The sequence below is a fragment of the Rhizobium lentis genome, assembly GCF_017352135.1.
GTDB lineage: Bacteria > Pseudomonadota > Alphaproteobacteria > Rhizobiales > Rhizobiaceae > Rhizobium > Rhizobium lentis.
This window is the reverse complement of record NZ_CP071457.1, coordinates 144,976-160,613: the sequence shown is the minus strand read 5'-3', so window position 1 is coordinate 160,613 and position 15,638 is coordinate 144,976. Positions and strand designations below refer to the sequence as shown.

The window sequence follows — 15,638 nt, the reverse complement described above, 5'->3', positions numbered from 1 at the left end:
CATCTGATGGATTTCGAAGCATTTTTCAAAAACGAGCTGGACGGGCTTCATGCCGAGGGCCGCTACCGCGTTTTTGCCGATCTCGAGCGTCACCGCGGCAACTTCCCGCGTGCGACGCGTCATACGGCCGATGGCGAGAAGGAAGTCACGGTCTGGTGCTCCAACGACTATCTCGGCATGGGCCAGAACCCGAAGGTGATCGAGGCGATGAAGACCGCCATCGACCACTGTGGCGCGGGTGCGGGAGGCACCCGGAATATTTCTGGCACCAACCATTATCACGTCCTGCTCGAGCGGGAGCTTGCCGACCTGCACGGCAAGGAAGCGGCGCTGATCTTCACCTCCGGCTATGTCTCCAACTGGGCCGCACTCGGCACGCTCGGCGCGAAGATCCCCGGCCTGATCATCTTCTCCGATGCGCTCAACCATGCCTCGATGATCGAGGGCATCCGCCATGCCAAGTGCGACAAGGTGATCTGGAAACACAATGACGTCGCCGATCTCGAAGCCAAGCTTGCCGCCGCCGATCCGAAGGCGCCGAAGCTGATCGCCTTCGAGAGCGTCTATTCGATGGATGGCGATATCGCCCCGATCAGGGAGATCTGCGATCTCGCCGACAAATACGGCGCCATGACCTATCTCGACGAGGTGCATGCGGTCGGCATGTACGGCCCGCGCGGCGGCGGCATTGCCGAGCGCGAGGGGCTGATGCACCGGCTGACGGTCATCGAGGGCACGCTCGGCAAGGCCTTCGGGGTGATGGGCGGCTATATCGCCGCCTCTGCGGCGCTGTGCGATTTCATCCGCTCGTTTGCCTCCGGCTTCATCTTCACCACCGCCCTGCCGCCGGCGCTCGCCGCCGGTGCGGTCGCCTCGATCCAGCACCTGAAGGTCAGCCAGTTCGAGCGCGCCCGCCACCAGGACCGGGTGCGCAAGCTCAGGTCGCTGCTCGACCAGCGCGGCATTCCGCATATGCACAATCCCAGCCATATCGTGCCGGTGCTGGTCGGCGATGCGGCCAAATGCAAGTGGATCTCCGACCTGCTGCTCGACAATTGCGGCGTCTACGTCCAGCCGATCAACTATCCCACCGTGCCGAAGAAGACCGAGCGGCTGCGCATCACGCCGACACCGCTGCATTCAGACGCCGATATCGCCCATCTCGTCGAGGCGCTGCATTCGCTCTGGTCGCGCTGCGCGCTGGCGCGGATGGTAGCCTGAGCAAGATGCGGCACGATGACGATCACGCGGCTCGCGGGCAGCAGACTTTCCATTTTTCGGTGCTATTCTTCCAGGAGGAGAGCTGTCGCGAGATAACCCATGCTGATGGTGCTCGCAAAGAGATAAATGAACAGGCCCTGCGCGAGATAATTCTCAAGCGTACCTGCCGCAGCAAAACCGTTCTGCCATACGAAGAGCCCCGCGGCGCATCCGATTGCAAAGCCCGTGGCCAGTCGGGTGAGCATGAACCTGATCATGCGGGGCATTTCCTACCTCTAACCTAATCGCAGCAAACGTCCGGGCGCTTGGAATGTTCCGGCGGCAAAATGACCTCTGTCAACGACGGGCGCGCGCGGCCATGCAAGAAGCGGAGGCAACCGGAGACCGTAACAGTGCATCTTCTGCCTTTCGCAGCCGGCGTTTTCACGCTTCTCATCCTGCCCGGGCCGACCAATGCCATTTTGGCGATGGCATCTCAGGGGCTGACCTTCAGACGCTCGATCGCGCTGCTCGCCACCGTCCTGTCCGCCTATCTCGCAATCGTCCTTCCGGCATCCGGTCTGGCCGGTTCCTTTCTCCGCGACCATCCACTGGTGTCGCAGGGCGTCAAACTTATTTCGGCGACCTGGGTACTGTATCTGGCACTCCGGCTCTGGGGCGTCGGATCGAGCCACATCGAGGCGGTAAGCGTGCGGCAGTTGGGCGTGACGACGCTCCTAAATCCCAAAGCGCTTATCATCGGGCTGACGATGGTCCCTCCCACGCGGGAAGTGCCTGCGGCAGCCGCCATTGCCACTCTCGCATCCGTGGTCCTGGTCGTCTCCTCGATCTGGTTGTCGATCGGCGCGCTCATCCTTGGACGTGAAAAACGCATCCCGGCACTTGCGCGGCGGTGCGGATCGGCAACCCTCGTCGCATTCTCCGCTGTGCTGACGTTCAGCGCCTTTGGCGGATGAAACCCGCGGCTATTGCCGTGGCGGATTCCCAGTGTGACGGTCTCACCGGCATGAGAAACGAAGCTCGTCCCCCGGGGTGGTCGTTGACGTGGGACGCATGTCGACCAGTGCTTCACAACAGCCAAACTCATTTCGCAAGCCTTTCAAATACTTGCGCTGATGCAGAGGATGAGATTTCCAGCCGATCGGGCTCGATATTCGCGTAGCCGCGGCGGGTTCCACAAACCGCTCCGCCATCGGCGAAAATCTCGACGATTCCGCGGTCATGAAACAGCCGAAGGTCCTTTCCGCCGCCAAGCTCCGCCACGTATCGGATCGAGCCATCGTCCTGGGCCAGCCGAATCGAAAGGATATCGCCGGCGACGCTCACCTCGAAGGCAAGTTCGCCACCCTCTGTCGCGACAAGCTTGCTACCCTGCAGCGGTCCGGAAAGCCGGATCTCGATCGGGGCGCTCGGCAGCGCGTAATCACCGCTTCGGTCCGGGGCGACTGGGATGGCGACATAGCGCTCGTCGACCTCGATCGCCGGCAGCATGCATATTTTGCTCTTGTCTTCATTGAGACTGAGGACACGGGGCAGGGACATTTCGCCGGAATAGGCTGAACCTTCCGGCTTGCGGTATTCCCAGTTGAAAAGCCATGCAAAGGCGATTTGACGCCCTTCTGCTTCGAAACTCTGCATCGCGTAATAGTCGGTCCCGAAATCCAGCAGTTGCAGCTCGGGTGCGTCGGGCACGAAGCGATCGCCTGCAAATTCGCCGATCAGGGCGTAGAGGAGATTGTGGCGCCCCGTTGTTGGTTCAATATGGCCGACAAAGCCCATGACCAAGACCCACTTATCCTCCAGCCGGAAAAAGTCGGGACATTCCACCGCACGGGCGCCTTCGGCGCGGAAACGGGCGGGCGCGCGGTAGAGCGGCCCCAGATATTGCCATTCCAGTCCATCGCCCGAGCCATAGAGCAACACCGCCGGATCGCCATCAATCGATGCGCCAAGGATCATCCGATAGGCGCGGGCTGCCCCGTCCCACCAGACTTTCGGATCTCGGAAATCATGTTCTACCCCTTCCGGACGGACCTCCAGCACGGTCGTGATCCGCTCGGGCTCGATGAGGTCGCGGCCGGGTTCGGCGATCTTCTGGATCTCGCGATAACCGGCAAAGAGATCATAGGCGGGCAAGCGCTCCGTGTAATAGAACTTTACCTTTCCGTCTCGACCCCGGAACGCGCTGCCCGAGAACGCGCCACCGGTCGCCCCGAGGCGGGCGAGGTTCTGTTCCGGATGCAAGAAGACCGGCATGTGAAGCCACTCACAAAGGTTGCGGCTGGTCGCATGCCCCCAATGCATAGGCCCCCAATCCGTGCCGGCCGGATGGAACTGGTAGAACAGATGCCAGACATCGCCAATCTTGCACAACCCGTTGGGATCATTCATCCAATGTTTCACCGGGGAGAAATGCAGGCGCGGCCGTTGTGGATCGGAAGCGCACCACGCATCAATTTCGGGTCCGGTGCGCTCGACCAGATGTTCCCCGAATTCCAGAACAGTGATTCCGGTCTTAGAGACGGACCGCGGATTGTAAGCATAGGCCCAGGTGAAGTCTGTTACGCCTTCATTCCATTCGAGCTCCACCTCGCACGCCTCGCGATGATGGTAGCTGTAAAATTCCGGAAACTCGGAGAAGCGCTTCACCGCCCACAGGACCTGCTTGCCCTGGTCCAGGATCCGGAACGGGAATTCGTCCGCTTTCTCGTCGATCGATCGCGCCCAAAACTCGATGCGAGTTCCCAGCTCAAGTTGCTTTTTTTGTCGACGCATCGAATACCTCTTAAGAGCTCACGCCATCGGTGGCCCCGGGCGGAAACGCGAAGTCCTTGTTCGTCATGGACAACTCTCCGAAAAGTCGCGAAATTCACGACAGACGATCCAGACCATCGGCCGATATTGAATCTCTGCGACTACTCCGCAGGAACTGGCGTGCCTCTGAAAGCATTTCTCGCTCTGTCCATCACAACCTCTTCGTCATTGCCCGAATCCAAGACGGTGTTCCGCATCGATCCGTCCTGTACCAGTACTGTCGTTACTTCGAGCGCCTTCAGATTACTGGTTGAAAGCAATGCGCCAACTTGCGTTGCAAAGCAGGCGCTGTTCGGTACGTCATTCATTTGCGAAGTTTCGGCTGTGGCCACAATATGATTATTGGCGATGTAGTTGCCGCTGCCGGAAACCACATTGATCATCACAGGTTTTGCCGCGGACGGCTTGATGTACCGGGTATCTATTGTCTCGGAAATGTGGTTCGCGATTACCGAATTGTTGCTGCCGTCAATCCGCAAAAGCCCGAACAGATCATCCAATCCGTTATCGTACTTCTGCATCGGCGCCCATGGCTCGCGATCCCGCAAGAAGTGATTTGAGGACACCAAATTCTCGCAACAATTGGCGGCAAAAACCAACATTCCGGGATAAAAGGAATGGAATCTGTTTCCGGTGACCGAGGAACGCACCACGCCGGAAAAATAGAGACTGCTCGCTCCTCGAGGGAATACGTTGTTTGCGGATACAAGTATGCCCCCATAATTTTCAGCGTAAATTGAATGTCCCTGATATCCGGCACCGACAAAGTTATTCGCTATTCTTGAGGCCTGCCCCATACCTTTCAATTCGATGCAGTTGCCGCACTCTGCAATGAAATTGTTATCTATCGCGAGCGCATCCGCGTCATGAACAGTAACTCCGTACTCCAGATAGATCAGCCCCATCCCCGTTATTCGAAATGAGTCATTGGCGCTGCCCACATAGATTCCCGTTTTGCCGTTCTTGTATGTATTTTCTGCCTCATTCGGCCCCGAACCGTCGTCAACGAAGTGCAGGCCATCGATGCAAAAGTCGGCAAACTCCACGGAACTTATACGAGGATTTCCGGTGCGCCTGACATGAAAGGCGGCTCCGGCAGCCTGACCGTCGGCGGTCACTGGCGAAACGTCCACAAGGATACGGCTTCCGCCTGGCCACAGTTCGTGCCAACGGGCCAGCTCGTTTGCGGGTGTGTTGAAACGGATGCTGGAAGACGTAAAACCGTGTCCAGAGCCCATAATTTTCAGGTAGCTCACGTCTATAACGACTTGAGTGACAAGACGATAATCGCCTGGCGGTATATAGATCACGGCTCCAGGTTTTCCGCCGTCATTGAGATCGGAAAGCGATTGCCTGCTTTTAATGTCCGCAATGATGCTATTGATGACCGCCCCGATATCCTCATAGGGATTCCCGACGGGATACGCCGTTACGTCGTAACAGTTTTCGCTGACCATTACTGGTTGCGACCGATTGGTGGCGACAGCTGAGCTCGTCATTCTTGTTTTTCTCCTGGCTATTTCATCACCAGATGCTGGTGCGGGTGTCCGGTTCAAAGAAGTGAAGTTCTTCGGCATCGACAGCGATGCGGGCTATGTCGCCTGGGCGAACTCTGCTTTTCGGCGAAAACCGGGCGACGGCCGCTTTTTCCTCGCCGATGTCGGCGACGGCGTCGGGGTCGCCGGCATCTACCCAAGGTGCATCGAAATTCAGGTGCACCATGGATTCAGAACCGAGCGCCTCAACAAGAGTGACTACGGCCGAGATCTCGGCCGAAGAAGGCCGGATAGCGGCGTCGTTCATATGTTCGGGCCGGATACCAACAATGAGCTGACGGTTTGACGCACCGTTGAGCGAGGGGCGGCATTCGAAAACCCGGTCAGGGATGTCGAAACTATTCCTGCCGAGGGTGAGCGTCCTTCCATTCAGAACGGCCTCGTACAAATTCATCGAGGGCGATCCGATGAAGGCGGCGACAAAGACATTGTCCGGGCGATTGTACAGATTTTGCGGTGTGTCGACCTGTTGCAGCACGCCGCCTTTCATCACTGCGACCCGGTCACCCATCGTCATCGCCTCGACCTGGTCATGGGTCACATAGATTGTGGTGACATTCAGTTTTCTTTGCAGGCTGGCAATCTCGGCGCGCATCTGCACGCGGAGTTTGGCGTCGAGGTTGGAGAGCGGTTCATCCATCAGGAAGGCCGCGGGCTTGCGGACGATCGCGCGGCCCATGGCGACGCGCTGGCGTTGTCCGCCGGAGAGGAGAGCCGGTTTGCGGTCTAGCAGTGCCGACAGTTCGAGAATGCGCGCCGCGTCGTTTACGCGACTGTCGATCTCGGTCTTCGGCAATCCCGCCATCAGCAAAGGGAAGGCAATGTTCTCGCGCACAGTCTTGTGCGGATAGAGCGCGTAGGACTGGAACACCATTGCAATGTCGCGGTCCTTGGGATCGACATGGTTCACGATCCGATCGCCGATCCTCAGTTCGCCGCTGGAAATGCTTTCCAGCCCGGCAATCATTCTGAGCGCCGTCGACTTCCCGCATCCCGACGGCCCGACAAACACCATGAACTCGCCATCCCTAATGTCGAAGTTCAGATCATGAAGGGCGTGGAAGCTGTTTCCGTAGATCTTGTTGAGATTGCGCAATTCTATGCCGGCCATACCTGCCTCCTCATCCCTTGACGGCGCCGAACGTCAGGCCGCCGACGATCTGTTTTTGAAGTGCGAGCGTTACGATGATGACGGGCAGCGAATAGAGTACGGCGGCCGCCGTCATCGCTCCCCAGGCAAGCCCATAGACGGAATTATATTCGGCAATGACGATCGGCGCCGTCTTGGTTGCTTCCGACGTCAGCAGCAGCGCATAGAGGAACTCGTTCCAGCTGGTAATGAAGGTAAAGAGCGCGGTCACCGCGATCCCGCCCGTCATCACCGGTAGGATGATCTTTCGAAAGGCTTGGAAGCGCGTGCAGCCATCCATGCGTGCAGCCTCCTCAAGCTCCTTCGGCACGCCTTCGAAGAAGGCGGACATGAGCAGCAGCGCCAGCGGCACCGCGGCCGAGCTGTGAGCGAGGACCAGCCCCGGAATGGTGTCGAGCAGGCCCATGGACTTCAAAAGCTGGAACAGCGGTACGCCCAGGGAGACGGACGGCACCATGCGGGTGACCAGGGCAAAGAGCAGAAAAAGCGTCGTGATCCGACGGCGATACTGCGTCGCAACGTAGGCAGCGGGCACGGCCACCAGCAGCGACAGCGCCGTCGTCAGAACCGCCACCGTTAGAGAACTGAGGAAGGCCTTCGGCAGAGCAGAGGATTGCAGGACTTCGCGAAAATTCTCGAACGATATGACGGCGGGAAAGAAGCTCGGCGGAATCTGCTGGACATCGGTCGCCGGCTTGATGGAGGTCATCAGCAGATAGACGTAAGGCAGGGCGTAGGACAGCACCAGCAGCAGGGCTGCCAGGTTGATCAGCACTCCGCTGGTGTGGAGGCGGCGAGTTCTATGCATGTACCGGCCTCCAGATTTTCCAATAGGCAACCGCTGCCAAGAGCATCATGACGATGAGAAAAAGGGTCCCGGACGCGGATGCCTCGCCGAGATCGCCGTAGCGAACCATCCGCTGATAGATGTTCATCGAGAACACTTCGGAGGCGTGGCGGGGGCCGCCCTGCGTTTGAATCCAGATCAGGTCGAAGGTCTTGGCGGCATCGACGCCACGCACGATCACCACGACCGCGATCACTGGGCGCATCAGCGGCAGCGTGACGTGCCAGAACCGCTTGAGCGCGTTCGCCCCGTCGATGCGCGCCGCTTCCAGCAGATCCTTCGGGATGTTCGTCAGCCCGGCATAGGAAACGAGTGCGACAAACGAGGTTGTCAGCCAAATGTCCGCAAACGAGACGGAATAGATGACGATGTCCTCGCTTGAAAGCCAGGCGATATCGCCGGGGTCGCTGATAAGCCCCAACCGGACGAGCCCATAGTTCAGAATACCGATATTGCCGACCAGGAGAAATCGCCACAACAGGCCGGCAACGATAGGCGGGACCATTAGCGGCAGGGCGAAGATCGTGCGATGCCACCGGGATTCGCCTGCCATGGCCGAAAAAAGCAGAGCCGCACAGAAGCCGAATGTGAACTCGAAGAACAGGGCAAAGATCGAATACTGAACGGTCCGCCACGCGCTTTCCGCAACGCGCGGCGACGTCAGGGCATTGATATAGTTCTGAAACCCGACCCATTCACGGATGTTGGGGGTGATCGTATCCACTTTGAAAAAGGAATCGAATACCAGGAGCCCCACCGGATAGGCGACCAAAAGGCCGAGTATCGCGACCGCGGGTGCAAGCATGCAGAGCACAAATCGGTCTTCATCCGACATGTCCATCTCCGAAAGCTGATGGCGCGGGCGGCATATGATCAACCCGCGATAATGAGGAATGTGCGAGCCTAGTTGAGAATGTCCTCGATCGTCTCCTTGGCTTCCTTGAGCACGTCACCGACATCGTCCTTGCAGGTCAGCGCCTGCTGGACCGCAGGCAGGACAGCTTCGTCGACGATTTCCTGATATTTCTCATTGATCGGCCGCCCTTGTGTAGCCGGCGCACCCAACGTCTCAAGAAGCGGTGGGAAATGCTCATATCCGGGCTTGCCGGTATAGCTGCGATAGGCGGAATTGGTCGCGGCCAGGCCGAGGGGCGCCTCAATGCCCAATGCATTGTTGGCGATGGCAAAGGCGATGAATTTTTTCGCCGCATCCTTGTGCTGCGACGTTGACGGGACGACATTGTACCAGGGACCGGGAATGGCTGCGATCCCCGCATCGCCCGCCAGCATCGGCGCGACGCCGACCTTGCCGCTGACCTTTGAATCCGCGGGCGTCATCTTGTAGGCGTGCGCCCAGAACTTCATCATCGCGGTCTTGCCCTGGTAGAACAGGTTCTGTGCCTCGCCCCAACCGATCTCGTTGACATTTTCCGGGACGGAATGATCGGCGCAGTGCGGGGCGATGTAGAACTCCAGCGCTTTCTCGTGCGCCTCATTGTCGATGATCACCTTGCCATCCTTATCGAGAATGACACCGGGCGAACCGGATTGCAGCACATGCGCCATCCATTCCTCCGCGTAGGTACCGATCGTGTCGGTACCCCAGAAGTCGACCTTGCCGTCGTCGTCGGTATCGCGGGTGAAGAATTTCGCCATGTCGCGCCATTGCTGCCAGGTCTTGGGAGGCGCAAGAGGATAGCCATACTTTGCCTGGAAAGCTTGCTTTTCCTCGGGCTTGTCGAACAGGTCCTTGCGGTAGAAGACAATCTCGGCATTCGCCCAAGCGGGCATGCCGATCATTTTCCCGCCGACCTTGGCATCGGCAAGAAGAGCGGGCGGCAGGTCTGCGTTAACCGCATCGGTGAAAAGAGGCGCGAGGTCTTCGACATGATCTGCGAACTTCGCGTTCCAGACGACGTCGACGGTTACGACATCGAATGCGGACGAGCCAGACGCTATCTCTGCGGAAAACTTGTCGAAGACGCCCTGATAGGGAACGACCGTGAAGTTCACCTTGATGCCGGTCTGAGCGGTGAACTTCTCCGCCACGGCCTTCTGCAGCATTTCGCCGCCACCTTCCACCAGGATATTGATGGTTTCGGCTCTGGCAGCGGCCGCCATGAGAACAAGCGCGAGGGCGCTGGCACTAAGCAGTTTTTTCATCGATTCCTCCCTTGCTTGCCGGGCGCTTGTGTTCGACGCGCCTTGCTGGGGTGAAACATAAGGGTCTTATGACGACGTTGTCAACGCGCATTGTCGACGTTGTCAGAAAAATATGTCGACGTTGTCATATAACTGGGTTAGAACAATGCCCACCAAGGAGATCGGCGCAACATGGTCAGCATTATCAGCGTCGCGAAAGCGGCCGGGGTTTCCAACAAAACAGTTTCACGGGTGATCAACGGTGAGCCTTATGTGACTGAGGAAACCCGGGAGAGGGTGGAAAAAGCCATCCGGGACCTCGGCTATGTTCCCAACATGGCGGCGCGCCTCATACGTTCGAGCCGTTCCAACACCTTCGGCATCATTACGGACTATGTGTCTACCACACCTTATTCGGTCGACATTGTGCGAGGAATACAGGATTGGGCAAATGCGAACGGGAAGACCATCCTGACCGCAAACACGGGCGGATCTCCCAATAGAGAGGCCGAAGTCTGGAAAATGTTCCAGTCCCATCGGATTGACGGGGTTCTTTATGTAACAATGTACCGTCGCACCGTTGACCCTGAGGCAGGCGATGTCCGGATTCCGACGGTGATGATCAACTGCAGGCCTCGGACGAACGAACTGTTGCCGTCGATCGAGCCTGATGACTACCAGGGCGCACGAGATCTTACCCGCTACCTGCTTGACAGGGGGCATCGAAAGATCGGCTATATCAGGCTCAATCCCATCTTGCTGGGTGCGCAACTGCGCCTCGATGCCTTCCGTAAAACCGCTGCAGAATTTGGCGTTGCCGAGAGCGACCTGAATATCCGTCTGGGCATGGAAGGACCGGTTGGAGCGGAGAAGAACTACGTTTTTGCCGTTGCGACAGAGATGCTGCAACAAAAGGATCGACCGACCGCCATCATGAGCGGCAATGACGAGATGACGATCCAAGTCTATATCGCGGCAATGGCACTGGGTCTGCGTATCCCTGAGGATATCAGCATTGTCGGATTTGACGATTTCCGCACGGTTTCCCTGGCGCTGAAGCCGGAACTGACCACTGCGGCCTTGCCCTATTACGATTTAGGTCGCGAAGGGGCGGAATTGTTGAACAGTGTGGTGGCGGGGAATACGGCTCGTCCGTACGGTCGCGTTGTGCCCTGTAACCTGGTCGAGCGAACGTCGGTGCGATCCTTGTAATCTGACAGCGATTAATTCTGCGATCGGTAGGGGCAAATCCTATTAGAACCTGGGGGCATTCGCCCTCCAGGGCCTTCAACCTCCCGACGACAAACGCCTCATGCGCATCGATGACCGCGGGCGCTGCCGTGAGCCTCAGAAGGGATAGTGTTGGGTGGAGTCCTCGACCGTGATCCAGCGCAGGTCGGTGAATTCGGCAATTGCGGCCTTGCCTCCGAAGCGGCCGTAGCCGCTGCCCTTGACGCCGCCGAATGGCATTTGTGCTTCGTCATTCAAGGTCGGGCCGTTGATGTGGCAAATGCCGGACTGGATGCGGCCGGCGACGGCAAGCGCCCGCTGTACGTCGCGGCTGAAGACGGCGGACGACAGGCCGTATTCCGTATCGTTGGCAACGCGCACCGCCTCGTCCTCGTTCGCGACACGGATAATCGGCTTCACCGGACCGAAGGATTCCTCCGTATAGACGCGCATGTCAGGCGAGACGAAATCGAGCAGTGTGGCTTCGACCACGGTGCCCTTCCGCTTGCCGCCGGCCACCAGCTTGGCGCCCTTGGCCTGGGCATCGGCGATGAGCTCTTCCATCTTCTTGGCTGCGTCCAGGCTGATCAGCGAGCCGAGGACAACATGGCCGCGCGGATCGCCGGCGGGCAGTGCGGCCGCACGCGCCGCAAGCTTGGTGACGAAACTATCCGCAATCGCCTGATGCACGATGATGCGCTCGGTCGACATGCAGATCTGGCCCTGATGCATGAAGGCGCCGAAGATCGCCGCGTTGACCGCGCCGTCGATATCCGCATCCTCAAGCACAACCAACGGCGCCTTGCCGCCGAGCTCCAGGAGAGCGGGCTTCAGATGCTTGCCGCTGAGTTCGGCGATGATCTTGCCGACCTTCGTCGAGCCGGTGAAATTGACGCGGCGAACGGCGGGATGGGCGATCAGTGCCTCGACGATAGCGGGCGCGTCTTCGGGTGCATTGGTAATCACGTTGATGACGCCGGCCGGCAGGCATGCCTCGGTTAGCGCAGTCGCAATCAGCCGCTGTGTGCCGGGGCATTGTTCGGACGCCTTGAGGATCACGGTATTGCCGCAGGCAATCGGCATGGCGATGGCGCGTGTCGCCAGGATTACGGGTGCATTCCAGGGTGCGATAGCAAGGCAAACGCCGGCCGCCTGACGCACGCCCATGGCCAGCGTGCCGGGCTTGTCGGACGGGATGATCTCGCCACCGATCTGCGTCGTCATGGCAGCGGCCTCGCGCAGGATATTGGCCGCGAGCATGACGTTGAAGCCGGCCCAGGGCGCCGTCGCCCCCGTCTCCTCCATCATCAGTTTCGTAAACTCGCCGACCATGGCATCCATGATATCGGCGGCCTTGGCCAAGATCGTCCGGCGCTGCCCGGGACCTGTGCTTGACCATGCGGAAAAGGCACTAGAGGCAGCCTCGATCGCGGCGGCGACATCTTCAGGCCCTGCTGCCGGAGCCGTGCTTGCCAGCTCTCCCGTGAAAGGATCGCGGCGGTCATAGGTGCGGCCGCTGGCCGCCGGCTTGTCGAGGCCGTTGATGAGAAGGGAAATGTTCATCTCTTGTCTCCTGATGACGATGGTATTTTAGAAACCGAACAGGTCGGCATTGATGGAGGCTTCCAGCCCGCCGTCGACCGGAAGGTCGGCACCGTTGATCCAGCGCGCGCCAAATAGAGCGAGAAGAGAACCGCCGTCGCGCCGAGACCGATCAGCTACCAGACCCCGGCTCCGCCGAAGACGGTTTCGATGACGAAGAAGAGGATGGCGCCGAGGATGGCGCCCTCAAACTTGCCGATGCCGCCGACCGGCACCATGAAGATCATGTAGGCGGTCCACTGCACACTGAAATAGGTCTTGGGCTGGAAGGTGACTGCCGTTGCCAGCCACAGCCCCCCGGCAACGGCTATGCCGAAGGCGGCAAGAACAAAAAGCAGCCGTTTCGTCGAACCCAGTCATGCAATTCCTCCCTCTTTGGCGGAGCCCTCTTAGCTCCGTGTTCCCTCGTGTCTTTCCGATCCGTGACAATTCAGATCGGATAGTTCCGCTTGCCCGAGGCAAGCGTGATCCAGCGCAATTCCGTGAACTCGTCGATCGCTGCCCTGCCGCCGAATCGGCCGTAGCCGCTCGACTTGACGCCGCCGAACGGCATTTGGGGCTCGTCCGCGACGGTTGCTTCGTTAATGTGGCAGATGCCCGCCTCGATGCGCCTGGCGACGTCGAGCGCCTGGTTGATGTCCCGGCTGAAGACAGCTGACGAGAGGCCATATTCATTGTCGTTGGCGACGGTCACGGCTTCGTCGATGCTGTCGACACGAATGATCGCGGCCAGCGGCCCGAAGCTTTCCTCGCGGTAGATGCGCATGGCCGGCGTGGCGTGATCGATGACCGTGGCATCGATCAGCGTGCCGCGCACATGACCGCCGCAAACGACGACCGCGCCCTTCTGCGCGGCATCCTCGATCAGAGCGCGGACGCGGCGTACGGCTTCGGCCGTAATCATCGTCCCGAGCGGCGTATTGCCGTCGCGCGGATTGCCGGCAACAAGTGTCTCGGCCTTGGCCCTGAACTTCTCGACGAATTCATCGGCGATCTCCTTCATGAGGATGATCCGCTCGGTCGACATGCAGATCTGCCCCTGGTTCATGAAGGCACCGAAGGCGGCTGCACGCACGGCCTCGTCAATATCGGCATCGGCAAGGACGATGAAGGGTGCCTTGCCGCCAAGCTCGAGCAGGCATCGCTTGAGATGGCGAGCCGACGCTTCGGCAATCAGGCGGCCGACGCGCGTCGATCCGGTGAAATTGATGCGCCGCACCGCCGGATGGGCGATCAGGGTGTCGACGACCGCGGCGGCATCGCTCGGTGCATTGGAAACGACGTTGACGACGCCGCGCGGAAAGCCGGCGTCACGCAGGACGTCACCGATCAGGCCATGTGTCTTCGGGCAGAGTTCGGATGCCTTGAGGACAACCGTATTGCCGCAGGCCAGAGGCATGGCGACAGCACGGGTACCAAGGATGATAGGTGCATTCCACGGGGCGATACCGACGCAGACGCCTGCCGGCTGGCGGACCGCCATGGCGAGGCTTCCCGGAATGCCTGACGGTACGAGTTCGCCCGAGATTTGCGTGGTCATCGCCGCTGCTTCCCGGAAGATATCGGCGCCGAGCGCGCAATTGATCGCTGCCCATTGCGTGGTGGCACCGGTTTCGCCGGTCATGGCTGCAATGAGCTCCGGGCTGCGGGCCTCCAGGAGAGCGGCGGCGGCGTTCAACAGCCTGCGCCGCTCGCCCGGGCCAGTTTGCGACCAGTCGGGAAACGCGGCCGCAGCCGCGTTGGCTGCTTTTGTCATGTCGGCGACCGACCCCGCTGAGGCGATCGTTGCGACATCGCCGGTCAGCGGATCGATCCGTTCGCAGGTCGCTCCAGAAGAAGCGTCCATCTCCTCGTTGTTGATCATAAGCTTTGCCGAAAACACCGATTCACCCACTCGCCAAGACTGGCGTCTGCGTTGTTGCCATGGGAGAACGGCGTGCGAAGGCACCAGCCCCAGGGCTGCCAGGCCACGTTCTGCATTTTTTGGAATGCCTCCTCCCAAAGGCTGATGACGACAAGGTTACGCTGATCAATTGCGAAAGGAATGCGATTTATTGGGCTAATGTTGTAATTTTCTGGGGATTCCCGCACTGTCGGGAGGCAAGGAGCGGAGGAGAGGTGGTTGGACGCAAGCATTCATCGCTATGCCAGGGGCGAGTGGCACGGACCGTCGCTGTCGCATCGGCGTATCCATTTTCAAAAAGGCCTCTATGCGGATTTCCACCATTTCCTTTTGCTCGGGGAGGGGAGGGCCGACTTTCACTTCAATAGCGGCGAGCAGCGGCTGCTGCAGGGGCCGCTCCTTGCCTTCCTGCCGCCGCAGGCACGCTGCGACCTGTTGATCGCTGCTGGAACCGCGGCGCATCTGGTCGGGGCCTCGCCGCAGGTGATGGTCGATGCGATCGGCGAGAAGGTGGAATCCTATTCGCTGCGCATCTTCACCGAGCAGCGCAAGCTGGTCGAGGCGTCGGATCCCCTGCTGGTGGCTGAAATTGCTCCCTTGATTTCCGGCTTCGTGCGTGAGATCGACGAGCCCTCCCGCGCCTCCTGGATGGCGGCATCGGCCTATATGCGGCTGATCCTGATGACGCTTTGGCGCGGCACCGATGGCGAAAGAAGCGAGCAGCGCGGACAGGGCGAGACCGGATCGATCCTGCAGCGATATCGCCAGCTCGTCGAGGCCGGTTTCCGCCAGCATCGGCCGATCAGCGACTACGCCGCAGAACTGGGCGTCACTGCCGACCGGCTTCATGCGGTCTGCCAGAGGTCGCTCGGGCGCTCACCCATCCAGCTCTTGCATGAGCGCGTGGTGCAGGAGGCAAAGCTGAGATTGGAGCGCTCGGCCCGCAATATCCAGGAAATCTCCGACAGTCTCGGCTTTCGCGATCCGACCTACTTCAGCCATTTCTTCAAACGCAAGACCGGTCTTTCTCCCGCCGGCTACCGCGAAATCGCCCGCGCTTCCGCCGGCTCGGAAAACAGAATGCTCTCGTCAGGCTATGCGGACTGGCCTTAGGTTCGAGCGCGTTGGATTGCCGGAACGCGGCAAGGGCAAAAGCAGGTTTCAGTTGCGCCT

At 59.7% G+C, this 15,638-nt stretch carries 13 protein-coding genes and 2 pseudogenes; 4 read left to right on the top strand and 11 right to left on the bottom strand.

The annotated features are described in order from the left end of the window. Window positions 1-6 precede the first annotated feature (6 nt). Entirely contained in the window at window positions 7-1,221 is a 1,215-nt protein-coding gene (gene hemA, locus J0663_RS28965; protein ID WP_207246238.1) for a 5-aminolevulinate synthase, read from the top strand. 62 nt (window positions 1,222-1,283) lie between these two features. Here the strand turns inward: hemA and J0663_RS28960 are convergent, their stop codons facing one another. Continuing rightward, entirely contained in the window at window positions 1,284-1,487 is a 204-nt protein-coding gene (locus tag J0663_RS28960) for a hypothetical protein (protein ID WP_207246237.1), read from the bottom strand. 126 nt (window positions 1,488-1,613) lie between these two features. Here J0663_RS28960 and J0663_RS28955 point away from each other — a divergent pair, with 126 nt between their 5' ends. Next, window positions 1,614-2,177 carry a threonine transporter RhtB gene (locus J0663_RS28955; RefSeq protein ID WP_207246236.1) on the top strand — a complete coding sequence of 188 codons (564 nt, stop codon included), beginning with the start codon at window positions 1,614-1,616 and terminating at the stop codon, window positions 2,175-2,177. A gap of 127 nt (window positions 2,178-2,304) precedes the next feature. Here J0663_RS28955 and J0663_RS28950 read toward each other — a convergent pair whose 3' ends face one another. From J0663_RS28950 to J0663_RS28925, 6 genes are all read right to left on the bottom strand, one after another. Then, complete coding sequence (locus J0663_RS28950; protein ID WP_207246234.1) at window positions 2,305-3,996, bottom strand: GH32 C-terminal domain-containing protein; 1,692 nt, start codon at window positions 3,994-3,996, stop codon at window positions 2,305-2,307. A gap of 140 nt (window positions 3,997-4,136) precedes the next feature. Beyond that, window positions 4,137-5,492 carry a NosD domain-containing protein gene (locus J0663_RS28945; RefSeq protein ID WP_207246244.1) on the bottom strand — a complete coding sequence of 452 codons (1,356 nt, stop codon included), beginning with the start codon at window positions 5,490-5,492 and terminating at the stop codon, window positions 4,137-4,139. 67 nt (window positions 5,493-5,559) lie between these two features. Beyond that, entirely contained in the window at window positions 5,560-6,702 is a 1,143-nt protein-coding gene (locus J0663_RS28940; protein WP_207246233.1) for an ABC transporter ATP-binding protein, read from the bottom strand. A 10-nt stretch (window positions 6,703-6,712) separates the two neighbouring features. After that, window positions 6,713-7,549, bottom strand: a complete 837-nt coding sequence (locus J0663_RS28935; protein WP_207246231.1) for a carbohydrate ABC transporter permease — start codon at window positions 7,547-7,549, stop codon at window positions 6,713-6,715. Then, window positions 7,542-8,423 carry a carbohydrate ABC transporter permease gene (locus J0663_RS28930; protein WP_207246230.1) on the bottom strand — a complete coding sequence of 294 codons (882 nt, stop codon included), beginning with the start codon at window positions 8,421-8,423 and terminating at the stop codon, window positions 7,542-7,544. Before J0663_RS28930 ends, J0663_RS28935 begins: the two co-directional genes overlap by 8 nt. Window positions 8,424-8,491: 68 nt before the next feature. Next, window positions 8,492-9,751: an ABC transporter substrate-binding protein gene (locus J0663_RS28925; RefSeq protein ID WP_207246229.1), complete on the bottom strand. Its 1,260-nt coding sequence runs from the start codon at window positions 9,749-9,751 to the stop codon at window positions 8,492-8,494. Between the two features lie 171 nt (window positions 9,752-9,922). Here J0663_RS28925 and J0663_RS28920 point away from each other — a divergent pair, with 171 nt between their 5' ends. Further along, window positions 9,923-10,942: a LacI family DNA-binding transcriptional regulator gene (locus J0663_RS28920; protein ID WP_207246228.1), complete on the top strand. Its 1,020-nt coding sequence runs from the start codon at window positions 9,923-9,925 to the stop codon at window positions 10,940-10,942. A gap of 135 nt (window positions 10,943-11,077) precedes the next feature. Here J0663_RS28920 and J0663_RS28915 read toward each other — a convergent pair whose 3' ends face one another. The 4 genes and pseudogenes from J0663_RS28915 to J0663_RS28900 all read right to left on the bottom strand — a co-directional run bounded on the left by J0663_RS28915 (window position 11,078) and on the right by J0663_RS28900 (window position 14,456). Beyond that, window positions 11,078-12,523, bottom strand: coding sequence for an aldehyde dehydrogenase (locus tag J0663_RS28915; RefSeq protein ID WP_207246227.1), 1,446 nt, complete (start codon window positions 12,521-12,523; stop codon window positions 11,078-11,080). 27 nt (window positions 12,524-12,550) lie between these two features. Then, window positions 12,551-12,634, bottom strand: a pseudogene (locus tag J0663_RS28910) (coniferyl-alcohol dehydrogenase); the annotation flags it as partial. A gap of 47 nt (window positions 12,635-12,681) precedes the next feature. Then, window positions 12,682-12,912 (bottom strand): annotated as a pseudogene (locus J0663_RS28905) (branched-chain amino acid ABC transporter permease); the annotation flags it as partial. A gap of 80 nt (window positions 12,913-12,992) precedes the next feature. Further along, a complete protein-coding gene (locus tag J0663_RS28900; protein ID WP_246590473.1) occupies window positions 12,993-14,456 on the bottom strand; it encodes an aldehyde dehydrogenase in 1,464 nt (487 codons plus the stop codon). Window positions 14,457-14,684: 228 nt separating this feature from the next. Between J0663_RS28900 and J0663_RS28895 the strand changes: the two genes are divergently transcribed. Further along, complete coding sequence (locus J0663_RS28895) at window positions 14,685-15,578, top strand: helix-turn-helix transcriptional regulator (RefSeq protein ID WP_207246225.1); 894 nt, start codon at window positions 14,685-14,687, stop codon at window positions 15,576-15,578. The last annotated feature ends 60 nt before the right edge of the window (window positions 15,579-15,638 follow it).